The organism is Geodermatophilus amargosae (assembly GCF_900116515.1).
In the GTDB taxonomy this organism is placed as follows: Bacteria; Actinomycetota; Actinomycetes; order Mycobacteriales; family Geodermatophilaceae; genus Geodermatophilus; species Geodermatophilus amargosae.
Window position 1 is genome coordinate 177,259 of record NZ_FPBA01000003.1, and the last position, 25,116, is coordinate 202,374.

Sequence of the window (25,116 nt, forward strand, 5' to 3'; positions counted from 1 at the left end):
GGCTGGAGGTGTCGCAGTGCGCCCTGCGGCCATGACGACGACCGTCCCCGCCACCCGGTCCGATCCGGACCTCGCCGGGTGGCTGCTCGACGCCGCACGGCGGTGGCACGCGGCCGGTGACCCCGCCGCGGCGGTGCGCGCCGTCACCGACGACCTCGCCGCCGCGCTCCCCTCCACCTGCAGCGTGGCGGTCACCCTGCTCGGCCCCGGCCGGGTGCCCCTGGCCCCCGTGGGCGGTGCCGGTCCGGCTGCCGCGCTCGACGCCCTCCAGGTCCGCCACGACACCGGACCGCTGGCCGCCGCGCTCGCGGGGACGCCGTCGGGCAGCGCCGACCTCGGCCGGGACCCGCGCTGGCCGGCCCTCGCCGGGCCGGTCGCCGCCGCGCGGGTGCGGCGGGCGATCAGCCTGCCGCTGGACACCGGGCGCGAGGTGGTCGGCGCGCTGTCGGTGTACGTCACCGGCCCGGGCCCCGGGCCGGACCGGGCGGTCCTGGTGCCGGTCGCCGGGCACGCCGCCCTGGCACTGCGCACGCTGCAGCGGACGCAGCACCTCACCGTCGCCCTCGCCAGCCGCGACGTCATCGGCCAGGCCAAGGGGGTGCTCATGGAGCGCTACCGGATCACCGCCGACTCCGCGTTCGGCATCCTCGTCCGCGCCTCGCAGGACACCCGCCGCAAGGTCCGCGACATCGCGGCCCTGATCACCGAGACCGGGGAGGCACCTCCTCCCGACGGGCCGCCGGAGGGTCTCCCGTGACCCGCGGCGGGCACGCCTTCGTCCTCCTCGACAGCGAGGAGGCCCACACGCAGGTCGTCGGGGACTTCGTGATCGAGGGTGTGCGGCGCGGTGAGTGCGTCCTGCTCGCCGGGCTCGGCGCGCGGGAGCGGCGGCTGTGGAGCCGGCTCCGCCGCTCCGGTGTCGTCCGGGAGGGGTGGCAGCCCTCGGCGACGACGGCGGTGCGGCTGGTGCCGCCGGACCCGGACCGGCTGGCGGAGGCGGTCGCGGGGGCGCTGGCGGAGGGCTACGCCGGTGTCCGGTTCTCCGGCGCGATCACCACCCCCGGCGTCAACGCCTTCGAGGCCGCCGTCGCCCCGCTGGTCGCCGAGCACCCGGTCACCGTGCTCTGCCCGTACTTCCGCTCCCAGCTCGAACCGGGGCAGCACGAGGCGCTCACCGCCCTCCACGACACGGAGGTCGACGTGGCTCCTGTGTACGACGACGGGGTCTTCCGCCTCACCCGCCGCGGCGAGCTGCTGTACCTGGCCGGCGAGCTGGACTCGGGCAACGCCGACGCGCTGCGCGCGGTGCTGCAGGCGACCCTCGCGGCCGGTGGCCGCCCCGCCTCCTGGGACGTCGCCGACCTGCACTTCCTCGACGTCGGCGCCGCCGACTCGCTGGTGGCCGCGGCCGCCGGGCCGCCGGGGCTCACCCTGGTCGGCGCGTCCCGGCTGACCGCCCGGCTGGTACGCCTGCTCGCCGACCGGCACCCCGACCGCACCGTCGACCTGGTCGACGCCCTCGCCGACGCCCCTCCCGACGACGCCGCCGAGGGTGCCCACCGGTGACGGGGACGGACGCGGCGCCGGTGCACCGGTGCGCGTTCCACACCGGCCGGGCCCAGGCCGGCGCGGTCACCGCGGAGCTGTGCCGGCGCGCATTGGCGGCGGGCTCGCCGGTGGTGGCGCACGTCGACGACGGCGTACGGGCGCTGCTCCCCGCGCGGGTGGCCGGCGCCGTCGCCTTCGCGCCGCAGGAGGCGCTGGTCGAGACGCCGCTGGCCGCGCTGGCCGACGCCTGGGCCGACCACCTCGGCAGGGCGCCGGCCGGGGTGGTGACGGTGGTCTGCCAGCAGCCGTTCTCGCTCGCGCCCGACCTCGGGCACTGGCGCACGGCCGAGGAGACGACGACCGCCCTGGTCGCGGAGCGCCCGCTGGCGGTGACCTGCCTGGTCGACACAGAGGAGGGACCGCCCGAGCGGCTGGCTCTGGCCCGCGGGGTGCACCCGGTGCTGTGGGTCGACGGCACCGACGTGCCCAACCCCGACCTGCGGCTGCGCGCGGGCCCGCCCCGGACCGGCGGCGTGCTGGTGGCCGACCGCCTGCTCGATCCCCGGGCGGCCGCGGAGAACCGGCGCTGGTGGCACGCGTGCCTGACCGCCGCCGGCCTGGACCGGACCCGGCGCGAGGAGCTGGTGCTCGTGCTGCACGAGGCCGTCGGCACGGTGGCCGCACTGGACGGCGGACCGGGCGGCCTGCGCGTGCGCATCACCCGGGACGGCGCGGAGGTCGCCTGCGAGGTGCACGCCCGCGGCGGGTGCCCCCTGCTGCCGCCGCACGCGGTGCCCGACGATCGCCGGCTGCTCATGCTCTGGCTGGCCGAGAAGGTCTCCCCCGCGGTGTCGCTGGCGGTGCTGCCGTCGGGAACGGGGAGCCGCATCGTGGTGCGGGCGCTGGACCCCGACCGGGCCTGAGCCCATCCCCGCGTGTCGCGCACCCTGCCGCCCGGTGTCTCGTTGCCCACCGGGGGTGGTCGCGCGATGACCGACGGGGATGCTCGGGAGGGCCTGGTGGACCCGCGGCGGCCGGCGACGGCGCGGGGCGTGGGTGCGGGCGGCGGGGCAGGCGGAGGGCTGGCCGCCGGCCGTCGTCGACGACCTGCTCCTGCTGCTGTCGGAGGTGCTGGCCGCCGACCTGGTGGGTTCCGGGGGGCGGGTCGGCCCGCGGCCGGTGCGGCTGCTCGACGGCGGCGCCGGCCTGGAGGTGCAGGTGGGCGGATGGGTGGCCGGCGGCGACCGCCTGGGGATCGCGGCGGCGGCCGTCACCACCGTGCGGCTGGAGGCCCCGGGGGACGGCTGGGTGCGGTTGACCGCGGACGGCGGGAGCCCGGCCCCGGCCTGAGCCGGGGCCGGGCCGCGCCGGTGACTACCGGCGCAGCACCTTGCCGAGCAGGCCCTTGACGGTGGACATCGGCCGGTAGGCCTGCACCAGCCAGGCGTTGCACACGATCACGCCACCGGCCAGCGCCGGGACCGCGGCCTGGGTGACCCGCTGCCGCGCCTGCCACTTCCTGATCTCCGGCGGGGTGCCGGCCGAGGGCAGCGTCGCGTCCTTGACGTCGAGGCTCCCGTCGGGACCCGCCGCCTGCTCCGCGAGCTTGCCGATCTTGGCCCCCGAGTACGCGGCGAAGGCGGTGGCGCCCGCGCCGGCCACGGTCAGTGCCGCCTTGAGCGTGCCGACCGCCCCGTAGCCCTCCTGCAGCGCCAGCCGTGCCTTGTTGGACGAGGTCAGCTGCAGCCCGGTGCCCAGCGTGGCGGCGATGCCACCCCACTGCGCCGGCGAGAACCGGCTCCAGGCGGAGCTGGCCACCCGCACCTTGTCGATGCCGGAGGTCAGGTCGGCGCCGGACTTGTTCACGCCGGCGATGCCCATCACCGACCCGCCGAACCACAGGGCGGTGCCGAGGTCGTGCACGGCCTGCGCGATGAAGTGGTTGTCCGTGGTCGTCGTCATGATCCCGGCGTACCCGCGGGGTGCGGGGCTACTCCGACGCGCTGGCGGTGTCGCCCTGGGCCTGCTCGCTGCCGCGCGGGCCGATCCACACCGTCTTGGCGTTCATGAACTCGTACATGCCGAGGTCGGTGAGCTCCCGGCCGTAGCCGCTCTGCTTGACCCCGCCGAAGGGCAGCTCGGGGTAGCTGGTGACCATCCCGTTGACGAACGCCATGCCGGACTGCACGTCGCGGATGAAGGTCGACCGCTCCTGCTCGTCCTCGCTCCACAGGTTCGCGCCCAGGCCGTAGGGGTGGCTGTTGGCGATGTCGATGGCCTCCTCCAGGGTGTCGACGGTCCACAGCGCGGCCACCGGGCCGAAGACCTCCTCGTCGTAGAGGTCCATCTCCGGCGTGATGCCCGTGAGCAGGGTCGGCGCGTAGTACCAGCCGGCGCGGTCGGGACGGGTCCCGCCGACGACGACGGTCGCGCCCTTGTCCACGGCGTCCTGCACGTACCGCTCGACGTCCTCCCGGCCGGACTCGGTGGCCAGCGGGCCGACCTGGGTGCCGTCCTCCATCGGGTCGCCGACGACGAGCGCGCCCATCTTCTCGGCGAACAGCCGGGTGAACTCCTCGGCGACGTCGGCGTGCACGAAGAACCGCTTGGCGGCGATGCAGCTCTGCCCGTTGTTCTGGCAGCGGGCGGTGACCGCCACCTCCGCCGCGCGGTCGAGGTCGGCCGAGGGCATGACGATGTACGGGTCGCTCCCCCCGAGCTCGAGGACCGTCTTCTTCAGCGCGTCCCCGGCGATCGAGGCCACCGACTGCCCGGCGGGCGCGCTGCCGGTGAGGGTGGCGGCGGCGACCCGGTCGTCGCGCAGCACCCGCTCGATGGTCGAGGAGCCGATGAGCAGGGTCTGGAAGACGTCGGCCGGGAAACCGGCCTTGCGGAACAGCTCCTCCATGTACAGCGCGGTCTGCGGCACGTTGCTCGCGTGCTTGAGCAGCCCGACGTTGCCGGCCATGAGCGCCGGGGCGGCGAACCGCATGGCCTGCCACAGCGGGAAGTTCCACGGCATGATCGCCAGGACGACGCCGATCGGCTGGTGGACGAGGAACGCCTGCTCCGCCCCGACCGCGCCGGCGTCGGCGAGCTTGGGCTCGAGCATCGCTGGGCCGTGCTCGGCGTAGTAGCGCAGTGCCGTGACGCACTTGCCGGCCTCCGCCTTCGCCGCGGCCAGCGTCTTGCCCATCTCGGTGACCATGAGCTCGGCGACGGCGTCGGTGTCGGCCTCGAGCGCGTCGGCGGCCGCGCGCAGCCAGCCGACACGCTCCTGCGGGCTGGTCAGCCGGTAGCTGCGGAAGGCGTCGGCGGCCCGGCCGATCTTCTCCTCGAGGGCCTCGTCCGACAGCGGCTCGTAGGTCTTGAGCGTCTCGCCGGTGGCCGGGTTGATCGTGGCGATGCTGGACTTGGACGTGGCCATGGGTTCCCTCCCGCCGTCCGGCGCGCTCGGTCTGCACGCCGCCTCCGGACGATGGCCCTACCCGGTCGGCCGCCCGTCACCCGCCGTCACCCGACCGGCAGCCCCGAGAGCCCGGCGGCCAGGCCGAGGACGGCGCACACGCCCAGCGTGCGCAGCACCGACCACCGGATCCGGAAGAGCAGCACCGCCGCCACGACGGCGATGACGAGCGGCACGGGCCGCAGCGTGGCCGGGTCGGGCAGCTCGAACGACAGCGGACCGCCGTCGACGTCCACGGTCCCCGAGAACAGCGTGTGGACGGCGAAGTAGACGCCCAGGTTGGCGATCACACCGACGACGGCGGCGGTGATGCCCCGCAGCGCGGCCGACAGCGACCGGTTGCCGCGCAGCCGCTCCATGTACGGGGCACCGAGCAGCACGAACAGGAAGCTGGGCACGAAGGTCACCCAGGTGACCAGCAGCGAGGCCAGCACCGCGGCGACCCACGGGTCGAGGGTGCCGTGGGCCCGGTACGCGCCCAGGAAGGCGACGAACTGGACGACCATGATCAGCGGCCCCGGCGTCGTCTCGGCCAGCGCGAGCCCGCGCACCATCTCCCGCGGCGTGAGCCAGCCGTAGACCTCGACGGCCTGCTGGGCGACGTAGGCGAGCACCGCGTAGGCGCCGCCGAAGGTGACCACCGCGGCGCCGGAGAAGAACACGCCCTGCTGGGTGAGGACGCTGCCGGTGCCGGTCAGCACGGCGACCGCCGCGACCGGCAGCCCCCAGACGAGCAGGCCGAGGAGCAGGACCTTCACGGTGCGCCGGGCACTGGGGGCCTCGTGGTGCAGGACGTCGTCGGAGATGACCGGCGGCGGGCCGGCGTCGGGTCCCTCGGCGGCCCCCGTGCGTGGCAGGGCGGAAGGCCGCCACCGGCCCAGCGCCCAGCCCGCGAGTCCCGCCAGCGCGACCACCACGGGGAACGGCACCGCGAACAGCGCCAGCGCGAGGAAGGCGGCCACCGCGAGGACGACGAGGGCACGGCTGTCGAGCGCCTTCTTCGCCACGCGGACGACCGCCTGGACGACGATGGCCAGCACCGCGGCGGCGAGCCCGGTGAACAGGGCGGTGACCGCGGTCGTGGTGCCGAAGGCGACGTAGACCGCCGAGAGCGCCAGCAGCGCCACCACGCCCGGGAGGACGAACAGGCCGCCGGCGACCAGGCCGCCGCGGGTGCCGTGCAGCAGCCAGCCGACGTAGGTGGCCAGTTGCTGGGCCTCCGGGCCGGGCAGCAGCGTGCAGTAGTTGAGCGCGTGCAGGAAGCGCCGCTGGCCGATCCAGCGCCGCTGGTCGACGAGCTCCCGCTGCATCACCGCGATCTGGCCCGCGGGGCCGCCGAAGGTCTGCAGCGAGACGAGGAACCAGGCGCGGACGGCCTCGCGGAAGGGCGGGACGGGTGCGGACGGCCGGGACCGGGCTGGCAGGGCGTCGCTGTTCGGCGGATCCGTGGGCATGGCGTCCTCTGCAGGAGGGGTCCGTCGGGGACAGCCTGACAGGGCCCGGTCGCACAAGAGCCGGTGCACCGGCTGAGCCCGCTCCTACCGCCCTCACGCGGCGGGTACGAGTGCCGCCGGTGTGGTGATCTCGGTGCCGTCGGGCCGGTAGGTGCGCCATCGGCTGTCTGGTTGTCGCTCGACCCGGAACCCGTGGTGCACCTTCGTGTGGTGCCGTTCACACAGGAGGGCTGAGTTCTCCAGGCTGGTGTCGCCGCCGTCGATCCAGTGCACCAGGTGGTGGACGTCGCACCAGTGCGTGGGTGCGTCGCAGCCGGTGAACACGCAGCCGCCGTCGCGGAGTTCGGCCGCGCGGCGGAGGTGTCGGCTGGCCAGCCGCTGCTCGCGGCCGAGGTCGAGCGGGGCACCGCCGGGGCCGAACACCACGCGGGAGACGGCGCCGTCGCAGGCCAGCCAGCGGGCGCGGGCGGCGGAGATGACCGCACCGAAGCCCATCCGCCCGGCACCCGGGCCGGTGCCGGGGTCGGCCAGGTCCTGCAGCTCCACCACGACCGCGACCTGCGGCCTGTGCCCGCGCAGCGTCGGCAGGTTCCCATCAGCGAGTGCGTTGTCGGCCAGCTGGACGAGGGCGTCGCCGAGGCGCTGGGCGCGGGTGCGCTCGTCACCGGCGGGCCGGTCGGCCTGGACGAGCGACTCCAGCGCTGCCTGCAGCTTCTCGCCGCCCACGGGGTCGAGCTGACCGCGGATGCTCAACGCGCCGTCGGCATGCTTGGCCAGCGCGAGCGAGCGGCCCTCGGTGGGGTCCGGTTCGGGGCCGTCGGGGTCCAGGTCGTCGAGGTAGCGCTGCACGACCTGCACCAGGTCGGCGTGCGGCCGCTCGACCGCGACCCCGGTGAACACCGCATCGATCACCGCGAGGTCCACGCCGGCCACCGCTGCAGCGGCCAGCCGCTCGGGGGTCACCGCCCGGGCGGCGAGGGCGACCTGCTCGGCCGACACCAGCCCGGCGTCGTGCGCCTCGGCCAGGGCCGGCAGGTGCTCCAGCGCCCGCTCGTTCCGGACCAGCCGGGAGGCCTCGGCGGCCGAGAGCCGGCAGTGCCCGCGCAGCCACGACGCCATGCTCCTCAGCCCGTCGCGCTCCGGGGCCTGCGCCAGCTCCGCGGCCCGCACATGACGAGCCAGGGCGGCGTCGATCCGGTTGCGCTCGGCGACCAGCACGGCGACGCCGTCGAGGACGTCACCACCCACCAGATCACCCGAACACATGTACGAAGTCTACCGCCGCAAGCGAGCTCCCGCGACCCGTATCCGCAGGTCAGGAGCTCGTCCACAGATCCGAGGCACCCCTTGACGACCCCTCCGATGAGTCCGACGCCCCGCCCGGGTCAGACCCGCATGACCCTCGTGATCGGCGACATCACCGTCTCCCTCGACGGCTTCGTGACCGGCCCGGGCGCCGATCCGGAACACGGCCTCGGCAACGACGGCGACGCCATCCACGCCTGGGCGCTCGACAGCGACGACCCCGTCGACCGCGGCGTCCTCGAGCGGCACGCCGCGGCCTCCGGCGCCGTGGTCATGGGCCGGCGCACCTTCGACACCGTCGACCGGGGGTGGAGCGACGGCATGGGCTACGGCGCGGCGCAGGACGCCCGCCCGCCGTTCTTCGTCGTCACCAGCAGCCCGCCCGAGCGCCACCGCCTGGCGGCCACCCACGACTCCACCTTCGTGACCGACGGCCCGGCCGCCGCCGTCGAGCGCGCGAGGGCAGCGGCCGGGGACCGCGACGTCTTCGTCATGGGCGGCGGCGCGCTGGTCGGCTCGTGCCTGCGGGACGGGCTGCTCGACGAGCTGCGCCTGCACGTCGCCGCCGAGGTGCTGGGCGGCGGCACGCCGCTGCTCGCCGGCGTCGGACGGCACCGGCTGACCCAGGTGGCGGTGGAGGTCTCACCGGTGTGCACCCACCTGACCTACCGGGTCCTGCGGTAGGTCAGGCCCGGGCGGGACGGCGGGAGCGGAAGTCGCCGCGGCCGGTGTCGCGGCGCCAGTCGTCGAAGGACTCGCCGGTGAGCTCCTCCAGCAGCGCGATGTCGGGCAGCAGCGGCGCGAGCACCGCACGCCGCACCTCGACCGGCATCTCCGGCCGGGGCGCCTTCCCCGCGTGCAGCGCCGCGACCAGCGGCCGCGACACCTGCCGCCACACCTGCGGCGGCACGTGCGCCCCCAGGGCCGCACCGGCGCGGGCGGCCCGGGCCAGCGCCCGGTAGCGCGCGGTGTCGGCCACGTACGGCTTCACGTTCTCCGGCGCGACGGTGTGCGCGACCCCGGACTCGACGCCGAGGAAGTCGCTGACCCGGTCGAGCGTCTCGCGCGGCGTGTCGACCAGCTGCCGGTAGCGCAGCAGCAGGACCTGCGACCGCGGCAGCACCGTGTACAGGTCGCGCAACTGCTCGCCGTACCGCCCGAGGCCGCGGTAGTGCCAGAACGGCGCCCATCCGGCGGCGACCCGCGACTCCTCGAGCTCGACGGCGGTCGCGAAGTCGGCCTCGGGCTCCAGGCCGTCGGCGCGCAGGTGCACCCAGTTCGACCACGCCCGGTCCACCGGGTCCCGCACGATCGCGACGACGCGGATGCCGGGCACGTCGGCTGCCAGCCGGCGCTGCGCGGCGCGGTCGTGGAGGTAGAAGGGCGTGCTCTCCCCGCGGACGGTGCCGGCCGGCGCGCCGTCGAAGAGCCGCAGGTAGTCCTCGCGCCGCCAGATCCACTCCTGCGCGCTGTGCGCGTCACCGGGGCCGCGCTGGCCGCTGCGCGGCGGCGGCCGGCCGTCGGTGAGGTAGTGCTTCGGCTCCTTGACCGGCGACAGGTACAGCCCCGGGTGCGTGGCGAGCGCGGCGTGCAGCGCCGTCGTCCCGGCCTTCGGCGCACCGGCGACGACGAACTGCGGCAGCCGGTCGGCGTCGGTGCTCATCGGTCGCCTGCCTGCCCCGGACGTGCCGCCGTGTACACACGGGGAGGCCTGTCCCCTCCCCCGAACGGAGCCGCCGCGTGACCGCGTCCGCGCCCCGCCCCCCGGCGCCCGACCGTTTCTGGTCCGACGCGGCGGTCGTCGTCGAGCCGGAGGACCCGCGCCCGGGCTCGTGGGCCGGCGGCCCGTCGGCGCAGCTCGTCGACGACACCTGGTGGCTGGCCTACCGGCTGCGGCGCCCGGTCGGCGAGGGCCGCGGCTTCGGCAACGTGGTGGCCCGCTCCGGCGACGGCGTGCAGTTCGAGCCGGTGGTCGCGGTCGGCAAGGACCGTTTCGGTGCTGAGTCGCTGGAGCGCCCGGCCCTCGTGCACACGCCGGAGGGCCGATGGCGGCTGTACGTCAGCTGCGCGACGCCGGGGACCAAGCACTGGCGCGTCGACCTGCTCGAGGCCGCCACCGTCGAGGAGCTCGCCACCGCCGAGCCGCGGACCGTCCTGCCCGGCAGCGCCACGACCGCGCCCAAGGACCCGGTGGTCCGCTGGGACGGCGGCCAGTGGCACCTGTGGGCCTCGGTGCACCCGCTCGACGACCCCGGTGCCACCGACCGCATGACCACCGAGCACGCCACCAGCCCCGACGGCGTCACCTGGACCTGGCGCGGCACCGCGCTGGCCGGCACCGAGGGCGGCTGGGACGCCCGGGGCGTGCGGTTCAGCGCGGTGGTCCTCGACGGCCCGCGCACCTGGGCGCTCTACGACGGCCGGGCCACCGCGGAGGAGAACTGGGAGGAGCGCACCGGGCTCGCCGCGACCGACGGCGAGGGCCGCTTCCGCGCCGCGGCGGACGGCCCGTACCTGCAGAGCCCGCACGCGCCGCACGGGCTGCGCTACGCCGACGTGGTGGCGCTGCCCGGCGGCGGGGCGCGCTGGTTCTACGAGGCGACCCGCGCCGACGGTGCGCACGAGCTGCGCACCGTGGTCCTCCCCGGCTGAGGCGGCCCGCCGGTCGGTGAGTGACGACACGCCCGCAATCTCTACCAGATCGATGCACTTGACAGACATTTCCGGCGTGGGGTCACATGGGTCCGTGGCACCCGCCCTGACGCTCACCCGCCGGTCCGCCGTGGACCTGCTGCGGGTGGCCAGCGCGCTGTGTCCGGCCGCCTGAGCGCCCGACACCCTCGCCACTCCGCGCCCGCCCCAGGACGGGGCCCGTGCGCGCCTGCACCCCGGAGAGCCTCCCCGTGACCGCCCTGCTGCCCCCCGCCCCGATCACCGCCCGCACGACCTCGACCACCGCCCGCACCACCTCGGCCGCCGCGCTCGCCGCCGCGCTGCTCGCCGTCTCCGACGCGTGGCTGCCCCGCGTGCAGTTCCGCGAGGGGAGCCGCTGGACCGGCCTGCTGCCGTCCGACGAGGCCGCGGACCTGATCGACCCCTCCCTCGCCGACGACCTCGCCGGAGCGCAGGTCTGGCTGCTGACCTGGCTGCCCGGCCAGGGCACCACGCTGCACGACCACGGCGGCTCCGCGGGCGCCTTCGCCGTCGTCGGCGGGATCCTCACCGAGGACGTCGTCGGCGGCCGCCCCGGCGCCGCACGGGAGGCCGCCACCGAGCTGTGGGCCGGGCGGGTGCGGCCGTTCGGTCCCCACCACGTGCACCGGGTGACCAACCGGGGGACGCTGCCCGCCGTGAGCGTGCACGCCTACACCCCCCGCCTGTCCCTGATGAACCGCTACCGCCTCGAGGCCGGCACCCTGCTGCGCACCGGCACCGAGAAGGCGGGCGTCGACTGGTGAGCGGCCGCCCACCCGGCGCGAAGAGCGTCGACCAGCTGCTGGAGGAGGCGCGCTCGCGGATCACCCGGGTGACCCCGGCGCAGGCCGCGGAGCGGGTGGCCGACGGCGCCGTGCTCGTCGACATCCGGCCGCAGTCGCAGCGCGAGGCCGAGGGCGAGGTGCCCGGCGCGCTGGTCGTCGAGCGCAACCACCTGGAGTGGCGCTTCGACCCCGAGAGCGACGCCCGGCTGCCGCAGGCCACCGGCTACGACGTCGACGTCGTCGTGCTGTGCCAGGAGGGCTACACCTCCAGCCTGGCCGCCGACGCGCTGCGCTCGCTGGGGCTGGCGAGGGCCAGCGACGTCATCGGCGGGCACCGCGCCTGGGTGGCCGACGGGCTGCCCACCACCGGCGGTCCCGCCACCTGACCGGTCGGGGGACGGCGCCGCGCGACGGAGGCTGGCGCCGTCCCCGGACCACCTCACGCAGCGGCGACCCCCGCGAGGACGGCGAAGGTGCGCCGCGCCATGAGGTCGGCGCCGAGGTCGCGCTCGGCCCGGGCCCGAGCCCGCCGGCCGAGGTCGGTGCGCGCGGCGGGGTCGGCGAGCAGGCCGCGCAGGGCCGCGGCGAGCGCGCCGGCGTCCTCGACCGGGACGACGACGGCGTCCTCCCCCACCGCGCGCCGCACGTCGCCGACGTCGGTGGCCACGCACGGCAGCCCCTCGGCCATCGCCTCCAGCAGCGTCAGCGGCAGCGCCTCGACCCGCGAGGACAGCGCGAACAGGTCGAGGCCGGCGAGGAAGGCGCGCGCGTCGGTCACCCAGCCGGAGAAGGTCACCGGCAGGCCCGCCGCCGCCGCCCGCAGGGCCGCGTCGTCGCGCCCGGCCCCGCCGATCACGGCGTCGAAGGGCAGGTCCAGCCGGCGCAGTGCCTCGAGCAGCACGTCGAAGCCCTTCTGCGCGGTCAGCCGGCCGAAGGCGCCGATCCGGGGCACCGCGTTGCCGGCCGGGCCGGCGGGGTCGGGCGGGACGTCGACGCCGTTGGGCACCACGTGCGCCCGCGCCGGGTCGACGCCGAGGTCGGCGACCACCTGCGCGCGGCCCTCCTCCGACGGGCTGAGCACCGCCGCCATCCGCCGGTAGCGCGCGGCCAGCGCGGCCCGCTCCTCCCCGGTGCGGGTGTCGCCCACCAGGTGCAGCACGCCGGCCGTGGGCGCCACCTGCAGCGCGGCGTCGACAGCGGCGCCGTTGGAGGCGGGGTCGACGAGGTTGACCACCACGACGTCGGGGCGTTGCGCGGCCAGCGCCTCGCGGGTGGCGGGTGCGGCGGCCGTGTGCCGGGTCAGCGGGACGACGGCGCGGTCGACGTCGAACCGCGCGAAGCCGTCGGCCACCGGCTCGGCGCACACCAGCGACGCCGTCGCGCCGCACCCGGCCGCGCGGCGCAGGTGGTGCGACAGCCACACCTCGGCCCCGCCCCAGGCGTCGGAGTCCGAGACGAAGGAGACCCTCACGAGGACGCCAGTTCGAGCGCCGCGCCGGCCACCGCGGCCGGCTCCACCGTCTGCGCGCACCGGAACTCGATGGGGCAGGCCAGGTGCGGGCACGGCGCGCACGCCACCGTCGGGGTGAGCGCGCGGTGCCGCGGGCCCGGGTGCGCCCACCGCACGGGGTCGCCGGGCAGGAAGACGGTGACGCTGCGGGCGCCCACGGCGGCGGCCAGGTGCGCCGAGCCGGTGTCGTTGCCCACGAGCACGGCGCTGTCGCGCAGCAGTGCGGCCAGGCCGCCCAGGCTGGTGGCGCCGGTCAGGTCGACGGCCGGGGCGCGCATCGCCGCGACCACCCGGGCGGAGATGTCCCGCTCGGCGGGCACCCCGGTGACGACGACGGCCAGCCCCTCGGCGGCCAGCGCGTCCCCGACCGCGGCGTAGCGCGCGACCGGCCAGCGGCGGGTGGGCGCCGAGGCGCCGGGGTGCAGGACGGCGTAGCGGCCGGGTTCCAGGCCGGCGGCCGCGAGCGTGGCGGCGTGCTCGGCCTCGTCGCCGGCGGTGAGCGGGAAGTCCATGCGCGCCTCGCCGCCGGGCGGCAGCCCGAGGTGCTCGAGCAGCGCCACGTGCCGCGCCGCCTCGTGCAGGGCCAGCGGATAGCGCAGGTGCAGCGGCTCCGTGCCGGCCGGCGGGTCCCAGCCGGTGGGCGCGAACCCGCCGGCGAGCCGGGCGCCGAGCGCGGCGGTCACCCGGTTGGCGGCGGGCCGGTCGCCGTAGGCCTGCAGCGCGAGGTCGAAGCCGCGCTCCCGGGCGGCCGCGGTGAACGGCGCCCAGCCGGCGGCGTCGACCGGACCGTCGGGGATGCCCTCCGCGCCCGGGAAGGGCAGCAGCGCGACCGGGACGCCGAGCCGCTCGACGACCGGCGCCATGCGGCCGAAGGTCACCAGCGTCACCTCGACGTCGGGACGCGCGGCGCGCAGCCGGCGCAGCGCGGGCACGGTGCACAGCAGGTCGCCCAGGCCCACCCGCAGCCGGACCAGCGCCAGGCGGCGGACGGCGGGGTCAGCGAGCGGGAGCGGCACCCCGCCCCTCTGCCCCGGCTGTGTGACGGACTAACTCGTGGTGCACTACGGGTCCCGATCCCGGAACCGGAGGTCCCCTGCGTGACCCGCCCCGCCGCTGACCTGCACGTGCTGCGCCTGTGCAGCGTGTTCGAACCCCCTGCGGCGACCGGTCGCGCGCGGCCGGGCGGACTCCCCGGGGAGCTCGACTCCCGCGCCGCGCGCTTCGACCCCATCGGCGGGATGCAGAACCACACCGCCTCGCTCACCCGCTGCCTGGACGCCCGGGGTGTGCTGCAGACGGTGGTGACCGCCCGGCTGGCCGGTCCCCGCGGCGCCACCCCGCTCGGCGACGGTGCCCGCGTGCACCGCACGGGGATGCCGGTCCCCCGCTTGCGCCAGCTCTGGGCGCTCGCCGGGCTGCCGGCCGTGCTGCGCGCCGGCCGCCGCGGACCGGTCGACGTCGTCCACGCCCACCAGGGCGAGGACCTCGCGACGCTGCCGCTCGGCCGGCTCGCCGCCCGCGTGCACGGCTGCCCGCTCGTCGTCACCCTGCACTGCAGCGTCGGGCACACGCTCACCGGCCGCGGCCTCAAGGTGCGGCTGCTGCGGGCGCTCGGCGGCTGGATCGAGCGGAGCACGCTGCGGCGCGCCGACGCCGTCGTCGTCCTCACCGGGCGCACCGCCGCGGCCGTCCGCGACGACGGCGTCCCCGCCGACCGGGTGTCGACCATCCCGTCCGGCTTCGACCCGACGCTGTTCGCCGGGTCCGCCGGCGACGTGTTCCCCGGCCTCGCCCGGCCGCGGATCGGCTACGTCGGGCGGCTGGCGCCGCAGAAGCGCCCCGACCGGCTGGTGGAGGCGTTCGGGCGGATGCGGGAGCGCGCGTCGCTCGTCGTCGTCGGCGACGGGCCCGACCGGGCGCTGGTCGAGCGGCTGGCGGCCGACAGCCCGGCGACCGGCCGGATCACGCTGGCCGGCTTCGTCGAGCACGCCCGGGTGCCGGCGGTGCTGGGCTCCCTCGACGTGCTCGTGCTGCCGTCGGCCTACGAGGAGATGGGCTCGGTGCTCACCGAGGCGATGGCCGCGGGCCTGCCGGTGGTCGCCAGCGACGTCGGCGGGATCCCGGAGGTGGTCCGCCACGGCGTCACCGGGCTGCTGGTGCCGCCCGGCGACGTCGACGCGCTCGCCGCCGCGCTCGACCGGGTGACCGCGGACCCCGCGCTGCGGGCGCGGCTGGCCGCCGGCGCCCGGGCCCGCTCGGCCGACTACGGGTGGCCGGCGCTGTCGGCGCGGGTGGCCGCGGTCTACGAGCGGCTGCTGGGCGTGAGCAGCGACCTCGAGCCCGCGGCGTGACCCCCCGGGTCGCCGTCCTCGTGCCGGTGCACGACCAGGCGGCCTACCTCCCGCGGGCGATGGAGTCGCTGCTCGCGCAGGAGGAGACGGCGTGGGAGGCGGTCGTCGTCGACGACGGGTCACGGGAGCCGGTCGCCGTCCCGGCCGACCCGCGGGTGCGGCTCGTGCGCACCGACGACAACCGCGGCCTCGGGGCGGCCCTCAACCGGGCGCTGGACGAGACCACCGCGCCGGTCGTCGCGTACCTGCCGGCCGACGACGTCTGGTACCCCGCGCACCTGGCCACCCTGCTCGGCTGCCTGGCCGACAGTCCGGCGAGTGGTGCCGTCGTGCTCGCCCGCGCGGAGCTCGACCAGCCGGCCGGGACGCCGTACGCCCAGCTCGTCCAGGTGGCCCACCGGCGCACCGGCGACCGCTGGACCGAGCGCGCGGAGCTCGAGACCGACGACCTCGACCGGCTGATGTGGTCGCGGGTGGCCGCCCGCGGGGCGACGACGGGCACCGGCCGGGTCACCTGCGCGTGGACGCAGCACCCCGGACAGCGGTCGCGCGCGATCCGGGAGTCCTCCGACGGCGGTCCCAACGTCTTCCGCACCCGCTACCGCGTGGCCGGCCCGCTGCGGTTCGTCTCCACCGACGGCACCGACCTCGACGAGGGAGCCCGCTACGCGCGGTTCCGCTCCCGCACGTACGAGGCCCGCCCCGACGGGCTGTCGGTGCTCGTCGTCGGGGAGCTGGCGTTCAACCCCGAGCGGGTGCTGGCCCTGGCCGAGCGCGGCCACTCCCTCACCGGCCTGTGGACCGACCAGGGGCTCGGCGACGCCACCGTGGGGCCGCTGCCGTTCGGTTCCGTGCCCGACCTCGACCGCGACCGCTGGCGGGACGAGGTCACCGCGCTGGCCCCCGACGTGGTGTGGGCACAGCTGAACTGGCGCGCGGTGCCGTTCGCGCACGCGGTGCGGCAGGCGTTGCCCGGCCTGCCGTTCGTCTGGCACTTCAAGGAGGCACCGCAGCGCAGCGTCGTCCGCGGGGAGTGGCCGATGCTGGCCGACCTGGTGTGCGGCGCCGACGCCGTCCTGCTGGCCACCGAGGAGGAGCGCGACTGGTTCGCCCTCGCGCTGTCCGGCCGGGTCGACCCCGCCCGGCTCGGCGTCCTCGACGGCGACCTGCCCAAGCGCGACTGGCTCGACGCCCCGCTCTCGCCCCGGCTGTCCGAGGCCGACGGGCAGCCGCACGCCGCCGTCGTCGGCCGGCCCTCGGGACTGGACCTGGACTGGGTGCTGGCGCTCGCGGACCGCGGCGTGCACACCCACCTGTACGGCCAGGTGCGCGCGCCCGGTCCGAAGGGGTCGTGGACCGGCTGGCTGGACGAGGCGCTGGCCCGCGCGCCCGGGTTCGTGCACGTGCACCCCGCCGTCGGGCCGGAGGACTGGGTGCGCGAGCTGTCGCGGTACGACGCCGGGTGGCTGCACCGCTTCGACGCCGTCAACGGCGGCGACCTGCGCCGGGCCACCTGGGACGACCTCAACTCCCCCGCCCGGCTGCCGGTGCTGCTCGCCGCCGGGCTGCCGCTGCTGCAGCAGGCCAACCCCGGCTCCGTGGTGTCGGTCGAGCGGGTGCTGCGGGAGGACGGGACGGGGCTGTTCTACCGCTCGGCCGACGACGTCGCGGCGGTGCTCGGCGAGGAGGTGGCGGGTCGCGGCGGGCACGCCGCGGCGATGGCCGCCCGCGGGCGGCACGTCTTCGACGCGCACGCCGACCGTCTCGTCGACCTGTTCCGCTCGCTTCTGCGCTGACGGGCGGCCTTCGTCGCGCTGCCGGTCCCCCGGGACTGTCGGACCCCCTCCCTACCGTCGGCACCGTGACGGGTGACGGGCTGCGGTGGGCGGTGACCGACGGGCCGGACGGGACGGCTGCGGTCGAACTGCCCGGCGACGACGACGCCGCGCGGCTGCTCGAGGAACAGGCCCGCGGCGGGTTCTGGTGCGCGCGCGAGGCCGGCGGCTGCGGCGGCCGGCTCGAGGTCGCGTACCGGCCGCTGCCCGTGTTCCGGCACACCGGGGACGCGCCGTGCGCCTTCGTCCGGCAGGAGGACGCGGCCGGCGCCGCCTACGACTCCCTCCGGTACCGGCGGCCGCTGGTCGCGTGGCTCACCGCGCAGGGCCACACGCCCCGGGTCGAGCGGACGCCCCGGCGCAGCGGCCACCCCGGCCTGCACGTGGTCGTGGCCGGCGTCGGCGTCCTGGAGGTCCAGCTCGCCCCGCTGTCCGACACCGCCTGGCGCGAGCGCGACGACCGGCTGCGCCGCGAGACCCCCTCGGTCACCTGGCTCTACGGACCCGGTGCCGACGACGCGGCGGCCACCGAGGCCGGCGTCCGCGGCGCCGCGCTGCTGCTGCGGCGGCACGACCGCGGCCTGCTCGTCGGCGTCCGGGACGCCGACGGGGCGACGCGCTGGATGCGGCTCGGCGCCTGCCGGCTCACCGCCGACGGCCTGGAGGCGTCCGGTCTCGCCGAGGCCCGCGCCCGGCACGCGCGGCGCAGCAGCGAGCGGGAGGAGACGGCACGCCGGGCGGGACAGGCGACGCGGCGCGGGCAGCGGGCCGGCAGGGCGCCCCGGTTGCCGGAGCCCGAGCCCCTGCCGTTCCCGACCGTGGGCCACGTCCCGGAAGCCGGCTAGGGCGTGCTCGCCTCTTCAGGGACGGAGGCCGCGGGAGTGCCGTTCGGTCGACGCTCCGCTGTCTTCTCCGCGTTGTACTCCAGCACGGCGTCGATCCAGAACTGCAGGTCCGCGTCTTCCGTGAGCGCCTCTCGATCGACGGCGATCCACCCCTCGCCCATCGACCGGCCCGTGCCCATCTCCGCCCGGCGGGCCCCGACCACCCCGAGGTACTCGGCATCACGACTGCGGGACACGCGCACGAGCAGGGCGCCCCCGCCGCCCGAGACGCAGGCGACCATCCTCTCGTCGACCATGAAGGCGAGGCCACCGAACATCCTGACCTCGCGGACGTCGTCCTCGTCCGAGACAGCAGCGCGGACGCGTTGCGCGAGCTCGGCATCGTGAGCCACTCGTCCTCTCCCTCCTGGCGGACCGGGGAGCCCAGGTCCTCCGGTCAGGCCAGTCGGCCGCGCAACGTCGGTACGCCGTCGCCGCCGAGGTGGCGGAGTGCGGTCGTGCGGCCGGTGATCGCCAGCAGGAGCGCCTCGGCGTCGCCGCGCACCGTGGGGCCGCTGCCGTGAGCCCAGTCGATGTCGGTCGCCTCGAAGCGCAACCCGCCCAGCGTGCCCGCGGAGACGACGCCTCTGACGGGAGCGGCGGTCAGGTAGGTCAGCGACGTGCGCAGGCGCTCCTCGGGGGCCTCGCGCGGCAGCCCCAGCGGCCAGCGGATGTCCAGGCCGTGTACCAGGAGGTCGGTGAGGGGTGCCTCGGGACCTGAACCGGGAGGGGTGAACCGCGAGTCGGCTCTCCGACGCAACACCTCGGTGAGATCGCCGACGGGCCGACGTGCCTGCTCGCGGGTCAGCCGGACGTTCGCTCGGTCGAAGTCCCCGCGGCACGCCAGCATGGCCATCACGAACTTCGGGGTGCTCACCTCGAGGGGCACGACCAGGTGCGCGACCACGTCGTGGACGCTCCACTCGCTGCACAGGCTCTGCGTCGCCCGCTGCTCGTCCGTCAGTCCGGACACCAGGGCGGCCAGACCGCGACGCTCGTCGGCGATCTCCGCGAACGTGTCCACGGGGTCATCGTGGCAGGCCGATCACGGGCACGTCCCGAGTCCCCCATGGCCTACGCACGAGGAGCCGGCTAGGGCGTGGACGCGGGCTGCGACCCCGCGTCGGCGCCCGCCCGCGGCGGCTCGTCGAGCCGCTCGGCCGGCCGGGACCGCCAGGGCAGGTGCACCTGCGGGAGGTGCACGTGCGGCAGGTGCACGTGCGGGTGCGGCAGCCGGGCCACGAGGCCGGCCGGCAGGTGCACGTGCGGCAGGTGCAGGTGCGGGCGGTCCTCCCCCGCGCCGTCCCCGTGCGCACGGTGCCCCAGCGCGGCCACCCAGCCGCTGCGCGCTGTCTCCGCACGGGCCCTCGCGGCGGCCTGGGCCGCCCGGTGGTCGCGCTCCCACCGGGCGGTGTTGCTCCGTGCCATGGCGGTGACCAACCCGGTCACCACGAAGAAGCCGACGACACTGACGACTGCCCACTTCATGGCGGTCCTCCCCTGGACCCCACCGCGCCCGGGCTACCGGGAACCGCGGTGGTGAGCGCAGGATCCCGCCGCTGCCGTTCCGCGACAAGCCGTCCGTGCGGCTCGCCGCGCGACACGCCGGTGAGGTGTCCGGCAGCGCCTCAGAACCGCAGCACGGCCTGCAGCGGCGGGGCGGGCAGCCGGCGCCCGGCGAGGTCGGCCAGCAGCCGCGGACCCTCCTCGAACGGCACCACGTCGGTGACCAGGTGCCGCAGGACGTCGTCGCCGCGCTCGCGGAGCAGGTCCAGGGTGACGTCGGCCAGCGCCCGCCGCGGCCACTCGCCGGCCATCCCGCGCGGCACCCGGCTGATCTGGGCGCACACCACCGCCAGACCGTTGTGGTGGAACTCCTCGCCGAGCCGGACCGCCTCCGCGCCCGCCTGGTAGAAGCCCAGGTCGATCACGACGCCCTGCGGCCGCAGCGCCTTGAGCCCGGTGGCCAGTGCGGTGTCGTGGCCCTGGCACTGCAGGACGAGGTCGGCGCCGGCGTCGCCGGGTGCGTGCCGCCAGCGCTGCTTGACCTCGGGCCAGGCGCCGCCGTCCACGGTCGCGAGCCCCAGCGTCTCCGCGACCGCACGGCGCGCGGGCGAGGACTCGGCGACGACGACGTCGGCGGCGCCGTGCCGCACGGCCAGCATCGCCGACAGCAGCCCGATGACGCCGGCGCCGGTGACCAGCACGTGCCGGTCGCGGACGCCCTCGCCGACCCCGCCGGCGGGCCCGGCGAACTGCGCGGTGGCGTGCAGCAGGCCGTTGACGCAGATCGGGCCCATCTGGGCGAGGTAGACGCCGAGCAGCGGGTCGAGGTCCTCCGCCACCGGGATGACGTGCGCGGTCGCCGGGTCGGCGCAGCGGCCGGTGCGGTGGCCGTAGGCCATGGCCACCCGGGCGCCCTCGGCCAGGTCGGGCGTGCGGCTCTCGGTGACCGTCCCGACCTCCATGTAGCCCAGGCCGCTCACCGGGTAGCCGGCGGTCGGGCCGCCGGGGGCGAACGAGCGCAGGTCGGGGTCCCAGGAGGTGGCGTGGTGCGGGTCCGTGCCGCGCACCAGCGCCACCTCGGTGCCGGCGCTGACGCCGCTGAACTCGGTGGCCACCCACGCCTGGCCGGGGCCGGGCTCGGGCTCGGTGTCGTCGAGGACGGCCGGCTGCCCCGGTGCGACGACGCCGATGGTCCGCACCGGCCGGGTCACAGCTGCACCGTCCCGCCGTCGGCCGCGGCGGCCTGCGCGACGGCCACCGCGACCCGGTGGGTGCGCAGCGCCTCGGCGTAGGGCGCCCGGACGTCGTCGCCCTCCCCGCGGACGGCGGCGACGAACGCGGCGTCCTCGACCGCGATCGGGTCGGCCTGCCGCGGCACGGTGCGCTCCCCCGCCGCGTCGGTGATCCGCAGCTCGTGCTCGGTGAGCTCCAGGCCCAGACCGGGGGCGACCACCTGCACGCCGATCCGGTAGCGGCGCGGGGCCACGCAGCTGTTGGAGAACGTGCCCACCGCGCCGCTCTCGTAGCGCAGCGAGGCGGTGCAGACATCGAGGACGTCACCCGGCCCGTCCGGCGAGCGCCCGCCGGTGGCGAACCCGCCGGCGACCTCCCCGGCCAGCACCCGGCCGACGTCGAGCAGGTGGGTGGCCTGCTCGACGGTCTGCCCGCCGGACTGGTCCTGCCGTGCCCACCACGGCACGTTCGGCGCCGTGTCCAGCCACGCGCCGAGCAGCAGCCGCGGCGGTGCGTCGGCGAGCAGCCCGCGGGCCTGCTCGAGGGTGTCCAGGTAGCGCCAGTGGTAGCCGACGGCGGTGAGCAGACCGGCCGCCTCGATCCGCGCGGCCAGCCGCTCGGCGGTCGGCAGGTCGCCGGCCAGCGGCTTCTCCACGAACAGCGGCAGGCCGGCGTCGACCGCGGCCTCCTCCACGTCGCCGTGCTGGTGCGGCGGCACGCAGACGTAGAGGGCGTCGAGGTCCTCGCCGTCGAGGAGGTCCTGCCACGAGCCGTACGCCGTCGCCCCGGCCCGCTTGGCGAGGGCCCGCGCCCGGTCGGCCTGCGGATCGGCCACGCCGGCCACGGCGACCCCGTCGAGGGCGGTCAGGGACTCCACGTGCCGGCCGGCGATGAAGCCGGCTCCCACCACTCCGATGCGCGTCGTCACCGGCCCGTCCTGCCCTCGCCGTCCCGTCGGCAACCCCTGCCCGGTTCGGCGCGAGGACGGCTGGACGGAGGTCGCGCTGGACCCGAGCGCCTGGGAGCGGGGCGCCGGACCCGTGCGCCTGGGAGCGGGGCGCCGGACCCGTGCGCCTGGGAGCGGGGCGCCGGACCCGAGCGCCTGGGAGCGGGGCGCCGGACCCGAGCGCCTGGGAGCGGGGCGCCGGACCCGCGCGCCCGGGTCCTGCACGGAGGTCGTGCTCTGCCGGGGATCACCTGCTGGCACGCTCCCCGCGTGGGGTCCGCGGCCGGGTGGGGAGCGACGGCGGTCGGCGCGGTGCTGGTGCTGCTGGCGCTGCGGGACATCGTCCACACGCTCTGGCACCCCAGCAGCCGCGGCGGGCTCAGCCGCCGGCTCATGCACGTCGTCTGGCGCGCCGCACGGCGGGCCCGGCACCGGCAGCGGCTGGGGTTCCTCGGTGGGCCGGTGACCATGGGCGCCGTCGTGCTGGCCTGGGTGCTGCTCCTGGTGCTGGGCTGGACGCTGGTCTACTGGCCGCACCTGCCCGAGGGCTTCGTCTACGGCAGCGGGCTGGAGACCGCCGGCCGCGGGCGCCTGATCGACGCGGTCTACCTGTCCATCGTGACCCTGGCGACCCTCGGCTTCGGCGACATCGTCCCGGAGAGCTCGTGGCTGCGGATCGCCGTCCCGGTGCAGGCGCTCATCGGGTTCGTGCTGCTCACCGCCGCGGTCACCTGGGTGCTGCAGGTCTACCCGGCACTGAGCCGGCGGCGGGCGCTCGCGCTGCGGCTGGCACTGCTGGATCGCACCGGCCCGTCCGTACCGGACCCGGGCGTGCTGCGGGAGGTCGCCGGCGACCTGGTGCGCGTGCGGGTGGACCTCACGCAGCACGCCGAGACCTACTACTTCGGCGACGTCGAGCCCGAGACCGCGCTGCCCCGGCAGCTGCCGGTGGCGCTGCGGCTCGCCGACGCCGCCCGCTCCTGTCCCGACGACGCCGTCCGCAGCAGCGGGGAGTACCTCGCGCTGGTGCTCGAGGACCTGACCGGCGTGCTCGACCGCCAGTTCCTCCATCGCGGCGGCGCCGTCGGGGACCTCGTGGCCGCCTACGCCGACGACCACGGGCACCCGCACCCCGGACCGGGATCGGTTGGCCCGCGGTCCCCCGGGTAGCCCGGCACCGCGGGAGCCGACCGGGCCCGTCCGACTCCAGTTGCAGCGAGGACCCGATGACCGAGAGCACCCCCTCCGCGAGCGCCTCGACAGCCGAGCTCCTGCAGACGCTGAGCACCGAGCTGACGACGCTCGTCCAGCGGGAGCTGGAGCAGGCCAGGGCCGAGATCTCCGGGAAGGCGAAGCGGGCCGGGCGGGCGGCCGCCCTGCTGGGCGGTGCGGCAGGGCTCGGCGTCCTGGCGGTCGGCACGTCGAGCGCGCTGCTGGTGCGGCTGCTCGAGCGCCGCCTCTCCCCGTCCGCCGCCGCGGCCGTGGCGACGCTGCTCTACGGCGGGGGCGCCGCCGTCCTGGCGTCCACCGCGCGGCAGGAGCTGCGCCGGGCCGGGTCGCTGCTGCCGGAGCGGACGGTGGCCAGCGTGCGCGAGGACGTGCGGGTGGCGACGACCGCCGCCGGCACGCCGCCGCCGGCCGGCTGACCCGCGGGAGCCTGTGCCGTGGACGTGGTCGACACGCCGACCCCCGAGCTGCAGACGATGTCGCTGGGCCTCTACGACCTGGTGCACTTCGCGCTGATGGCGGCGGGGTTCGCCCTCTTCGCCTACTTCCTCTACACCTGGGCCGGCCGGCAGGAGGTGGGCCGGCGCTACCGGCCGGCGATGCACGCCGGCCTGTGCCTCGCGGCGATCGCGACGGTCAGCTACCTGGTCCTGTTCCTGAAGTGGGACAGCGGCTTCACGCTCGTCGACGGCGTGTACGAGCCCAACGCCGAGGCGCGGTTCACCGGCTCGACGCGGTATCCCGACTGGGCGGTCACCGTCCCGCTGCTGACGGTCGAGCTGCTCGCGGTCTGCTCGCTGTCCGGGAAGCGGGCGCGGAACCTGCGTGCCACCACCGTGGCCGCCGCCTTCCTCATGATCCTCACCGGCTACGTCGGCGCGCAGCTGGTCGCCGACGGCCGCGACCGCACCGCCCTGGTGGTCTGGGGGCTGGTCAGCACCGCGTTCTTCGCCTACCTGTACGTGGCCCTGATCGGCGCCGTGCGCGCCTCGCTCCCGCACATGGGCCGCGAGGCCGGGGTGAGCCTGCGCAACGCCACGATCGTGCTGCTGGCCGCCTTCGGCGTGTACCCGCTGGTCTACGCGATCCCGGTCTTCGCCGACGTCACGCCGGCCTGGTCCGCGACCGTGCAGGTGGCCTACTCCGCTGCCGACGTCGTGGCCAAGGTCGGCTTCGGGCTGCTGGTCCACAAGGTCGCCCTGCTGCGGACCGCCGAGGACGTCGCGGCGGGCGTGGACACCCACCCCGAGCCGGTATGGATCAGCAACGTGCACCACAGCGAGGGCGTGCTCCCCGAGGTGGGACACCCACGGCACCCGCACGAGCACTCCGCGCCTGCGCACCTGCGCGGGCGGGAGGACCACGACGACGGCGCCCGCGGCGGGGCCACCCGGGCGCCGTCCGACCCGGGGTGACCGTGCCGCCGCCCCCGGGACCCGGCCGGCACCCTCGCTCGGCCCCCGCGCGGGGCGCATGGCAGCGTGTACGGGCGTGGTGAACGTCCTCTCCATCCAGTCGCACGTCGCCTACGGGCACGTGGGCAACTCCTCGGCCGTCTTCCCGCTGCAGCGCCTCGGGGTCGAGGTCTGGCCGGTGCACACCGTCCAGTTCTCCAACCACACCGGCTACGGCGCGTGGACCGGGCGGGTGTTCGACGGGCAGGCCGTCGAGGAGGTCGTCGACGGCATCGCCGACCGCGGGGTCCTCGGCACCGCCGACGCCGTCCTGTCGGGCTACCTCGGCTCCGCCGACATCGGCCACGCCGTCGTCGGCACCGTCGCGCGGGTGCGCGCGGCCAACCCCGACGCCGTCTACTGCTGCGACCCGGTCATCGGCGACGTCGGCCGCGGCGTCTTCGTGCGCCCGGGCATCGAGGAGCTCATGCGCGAGGTCGCCGTCCCCGCGGCCGACCTGGTGACGCCGAACCACTACGAGCTCGACCTGCTCGCGCAGACGACCACGCGGACCCTCACCGAGGTGCAGGACGCGGTCGCCGCGGTGCAGGCGCTGGGCCCGCGGGTGGTGCTGACGACGTCGCTGGTGGCCGAGGACACCCCCGACGACGCGGTGGACCTGCTCGCCTCCGAGGGCGGCCGGCACTTCCGGGTGCGCACGCCGCGGCTGTCGGTCGCGGTCAACGGCGCCGGCGACGCGATCGCCGCGCTGTTCCTCGCGCACTGGCTCGACACCCGCTCGGCCGGCGAGGCGCTGGGCCGGGCCGCGGCCAGCGTCTGGGGCCTGCTGCGGCGCACCGAGGAGGCCGGCTCGCGGGAGATCCTGCTCGTGGCCGCCCAGGACGAGTTCGTGTCGCCGTCGCGGAGCTTCCCCGTCGAGGAGGTCTGAGCACGGACCTCCCTGCGCCCCACCACTCG

General features: G+C 76.6%; 27 protein-coding genes. 15 read left to right on the forward strand and 12 right to left on the reverse strand.

The features are described from left to right. Positions 1-31 precede the first annotated feature (31 nt). The 4 genes from BM414_RS06060 (at position 32) to BM414_RS29150 (ending at position 2,898) form a co-directional block, all read left to right on the forward strand. A complete protein-coding gene (locus BM414_RS06060) occupies positions 32-757 on the forward strand; it encodes a GAF and ANTAR domain-containing protein (protein ID WP_139245724.1) in 726 nt (241 codons plus the stop codon). Continuing rightward, on the forward strand, positions 754-1,566 hold the full coding sequence (locus BM414_RS06065; protein ID WP_093578537.1) for an MEDS domain-containing protein: 813 nt from the start codon (positions 754-756) through the stop codon (positions 1,564-1,566). The genes BM414_RS06060 and BM414_RS06065 overlap by 4 nt, the downstream gene beginning before the upstream one ends. Beyond that, positions 1,563-2,471 (forward strand): hypothetical protein, encoded by a 909-nt coding sequence (locus BM414_RS06070; protein ID WP_093578538.1) that lies wholly within the window; start codon positions 1,563-1,565, stop codon positions 2,469-2,471. Before BM414_RS06065 ends, BM414_RS06070 begins: the two co-directional genes overlap by 4 nt. A 79-nt stretch (positions 2,472-2,550) precedes the next feature. Beyond that, complete coding sequence (locus tag BM414_RS29150) at positions 2,551-2,898, forward strand: hypothetical protein (protein WP_175551446.1); 348 nt, start codon at positions 2,551-2,553, stop codon at positions 2,896-2,898. Between the two features lie 24 nt (positions 2,899-2,922). Here the strand turns inward: BM414_RS29150 and BM414_RS06075 are convergent, their stop codons facing one another. From BM414_RS06075 to BM414_RS06090, 4 genes are all read right to left on the reverse strand, one after another. After that, positions 2,923-3,510 carry a hypothetical protein gene (locus tag BM414_RS06075; protein ID WP_093578539.1) on the reverse strand — a complete coding sequence of 196 codons (588 nt, stop codon included), beginning with the start codon at positions 3,508-3,510 and terminating at the stop codon, positions 2,923-2,925. Between the two features lie 28 nt (positions 3,511-3,538). Next, complete coding sequence (locus tag BM414_RS06080) at positions 3,539-4,975, reverse strand: NADP-dependent succinic semialdehyde dehydrogenase (protein WP_093578540.1); 1,437 nt, start codon at positions 4,973-4,975, stop codon at positions 3,539-3,541. Positions 4,976-5,061: 86 nt separating this feature from the next. Further along, on the reverse strand, positions 5,062-6,468 hold the full coding sequence (gene chrA / locus BM414_RS06085; protein ID WP_093578541.1) for a chromate efflux transporter: 1,407 nt from the start codon (positions 6,466-6,468) through the stop codon (positions 5,062-5,064). A gap of 93 nt (positions 6,469-6,561) precedes the next feature. Continuing rightward, positions 6,562-7,734: an HNH endonuclease signature motif containing protein gene (locus BM414_RS06090; protein ID WP_093578542.1), complete on the reverse strand. Its 1,173-nt coding sequence runs from the start codon at positions 7,732-7,734 to the stop codon at positions 6,562-6,564. 129 nt (positions 7,735-7,863) lie between these two features. On the opposite strand from BM414_RS06090, the gene BM414_RS06095 reads away from it, so the two are divergent. After that, complete coding sequence (locus BM414_RS06095) at positions 7,864-8,457, forward strand: dihydrofolate reductase family protein (protein WP_093578543.1); 594 nt, start codon at positions 7,864-7,866, stop codon at positions 8,455-8,457. Between the two features lies 1 nt (position 8,458). Here the strand turns inward: BM414_RS06095 and BM414_RS06100 are convergent, their stop codons facing one another. Next, a complete protein-coding gene (locus BM414_RS06100; protein ID WP_093578544.1) occupies positions 8,459-9,436 on the reverse strand; it encodes a sulfotransferase family protein in 978 nt (325 codons plus the stop codon). 77 nt (positions 9,437-9,513) lie between these two features. Between BM414_RS06100 and BM414_RS06105 the strand changes: the two genes are divergently transcribed. The 3 genes from BM414_RS06105 (at position 9,514) to BM414_RS06115 (ending at position 11,638) form a co-directional block, all read left to right on the forward strand. Next, positions 9,514-10,425 (forward strand): glycoside hydrolase family protein, encoded by a 912-nt coding sequence (locus tag BM414_RS06105; protein ID WP_093578545.1) that lies wholly within the window; start codon positions 9,514-9,516, stop codon positions 10,423-10,425. A 221-nt stretch (positions 10,426-10,646) separates the two neighbouring features. After that, positions 10,647-11,231, forward strand: coding sequence for a cysteine dioxygenase (locus tag BM414_RS06110; protein ID WP_217644567.1), 585 nt, complete (start codon positions 10,647-10,649; stop codon positions 11,229-11,231). Further along, complete coding sequence (locus tag BM414_RS06115) at positions 11,228-11,638, forward strand: rhodanese-like domain-containing protein (RefSeq protein WP_217644568.1); 411 nt, start codon at positions 11,228-11,230, stop codon at positions 11,636-11,638. Before BM414_RS06110 ends, BM414_RS06115 begins: the two co-directional genes overlap by 4 nt. 53 nt (positions 11,639-11,691) lie before the next feature. Here BM414_RS06115 and BM414_RS06120 read toward each other — a convergent pair whose 3' ends face one another. Both BM414_RS06120 and BM414_RS06125 read right to left on the reverse strand, forming a co-directional pair. Then, positions 11,692-12,723 (reverse strand): glycosyltransferase, encoded by a 1,032-nt coding sequence (locus BM414_RS06120; protein ID WP_245784524.1) that lies wholly within the window; start codon positions 12,721-12,723, stop codon positions 11,692-11,694. After that, positions 12,720-13,778, reverse strand: coding sequence for a glycosyltransferase family 9 protein (locus tag BM414_RS06125; protein WP_093578547.1), 1,059 nt, complete (start codon positions 13,776-13,778; stop codon positions 12,720-12,722). Before BM414_RS06125 ends, BM414_RS06120 begins: the two co-directional genes overlap by 4 nt. Before the next feature lie 81 nt (positions 13,779-13,859). On the opposite strand from BM414_RS06125, the gene BM414_RS06130 reads away from it, so the two are divergent. From BM414_RS06130 to BM414_RS06140, 3 genes are all read left to right on the forward strand, one after another. Further along, a complete protein-coding gene (locus BM414_RS06130) occupies positions 13,860-15,113 on the forward strand; it encodes a glycosyltransferase (RefSeq protein ID WP_175551447.1) in 1,254 nt (417 codons plus the stop codon). After that, positions 15,110-16,909, forward strand: coding sequence for a glycosyltransferase (locus tag BM414_RS06135; protein WP_093578548.1), 1,800 nt, complete (start codon positions 15,110-15,112; stop codon positions 16,907-16,909). Before BM414_RS06130 ends, BM414_RS06135 begins: the two co-directional genes overlap by 4 nt. 65 nt (positions 16,910-16,974) lie before the next feature. Then, complete coding sequence (locus BM414_RS06140) at positions 16,975-17,793, forward strand: hypothetical protein (protein ID WP_093578549.1); 819 nt, start codon at positions 16,975-16,977, stop codon at positions 17,791-17,793. Here BM414_RS06140 and BM414_RS06145 read toward each other — a convergent pair. The 5 genes from BM414_RS06145 to BM414_RS06165 form a co-directional block, all read right to left on the reverse strand. After that, complete coding sequence (locus BM414_RS06145; protein ID WP_217644569.1) at positions 17,790-18,185, reverse strand: TfoX/Sxy family protein; 396 nt, start codon at positions 18,183-18,185, stop codon at positions 17,790-17,792. The two genes, BM414_RS06140 and BM414_RS06145, sit on opposite strands and share 4 nt — an antisense overlap. A gap of 44 nt (positions 18,186-18,229) precedes the next feature. After that, positions 18,230-18,856, reverse strand: a complete 627-nt coding sequence (locus BM414_RS06150) for a maleylpyruvate isomerase family mycothiol-dependent enzyme (RefSeq protein WP_093578550.1) — start codon at positions 18,854-18,856, stop codon at positions 18,230-18,232. A gap of 68 nt (positions 18,857-18,924) precedes the next feature. Further along, on the reverse strand, positions 18,925-19,320 hold the full coding sequence (locus BM414_RS29155) for a hypothetical protein (RefSeq protein ID WP_175551448.1): 396 nt from the start codon (positions 19,318-19,320) through the stop codon (positions 18,925-18,927). Between the two features lie 140 nt (positions 19,321-19,460). Beyond that, complete coding sequence (locus BM414_RS06160; RefSeq protein ID WP_093578552.1) at positions 19,461-20,549, reverse strand: zinc-dependent alcohol dehydrogenase; 1,089 nt, start codon at positions 20,547-20,549, stop codon at positions 19,461-19,463. Continuing rightward, positions 20,546-21,499, reverse strand: coding sequence for a Gfo/Idh/MocA family protein (locus tag BM414_RS06165; RefSeq protein ID WP_093578553.1), 954 nt, complete (start codon positions 21,497-21,499; stop codon positions 20,546-20,548). Before BM414_RS06165 ends, BM414_RS06160 begins: the two co-directional genes overlap by 4 nt. 288 nt (positions 21,500-21,787) lie before the next feature. Here BM414_RS06165 and BM414_RS06170 point away from each other — a divergent pair, with 288 nt between their 5' ends. The 4 genes from BM414_RS06170 (at position 21,788) to pdxY (ending at position 25,087) form a co-directional block, all read left to right on the forward strand. Beyond that, a complete protein-coding gene (locus BM414_RS06170; protein ID WP_093578554.1) occupies positions 21,788-22,687 on the forward strand; it encodes a potassium channel family protein in 900 nt (299 codons plus the stop codon). A gap of 56 nt (positions 22,688-22,743) precedes the next feature. Continuing rightward, a complete protein-coding gene (locus tag BM414_RS06175; RefSeq protein ID WP_093578555.1) occupies positions 22,744-23,163 on the forward strand; it encodes a phage holin family protein in 420 nt (139 codons plus the stop codon). 18 nt (positions 23,164-23,181) lie between these two features. Then, positions 23,182-24,159: a bacteriorhodopsin gene (locus BM414_RS06180; protein ID WP_245784525.1), complete on the forward strand. Its 978-nt coding sequence runs from the start codon at positions 23,182-23,184 to the stop codon at positions 24,157-24,159. A 76-nt stretch (positions 24,160-24,235) separates the two neighbouring features. Continuing rightward, positions 24,236-25,087 (forward strand): pyridoxal kinase PdxY, encoded by an 852-nt coding sequence (pdxY, locus tag BM414_RS06185; protein ID WP_217644570.1) that lies wholly within the window; start codon positions 24,236-24,238, stop codon positions 25,085-25,087. Positions 25,088-25,116 lie beyond the last annotated feature (29 nt).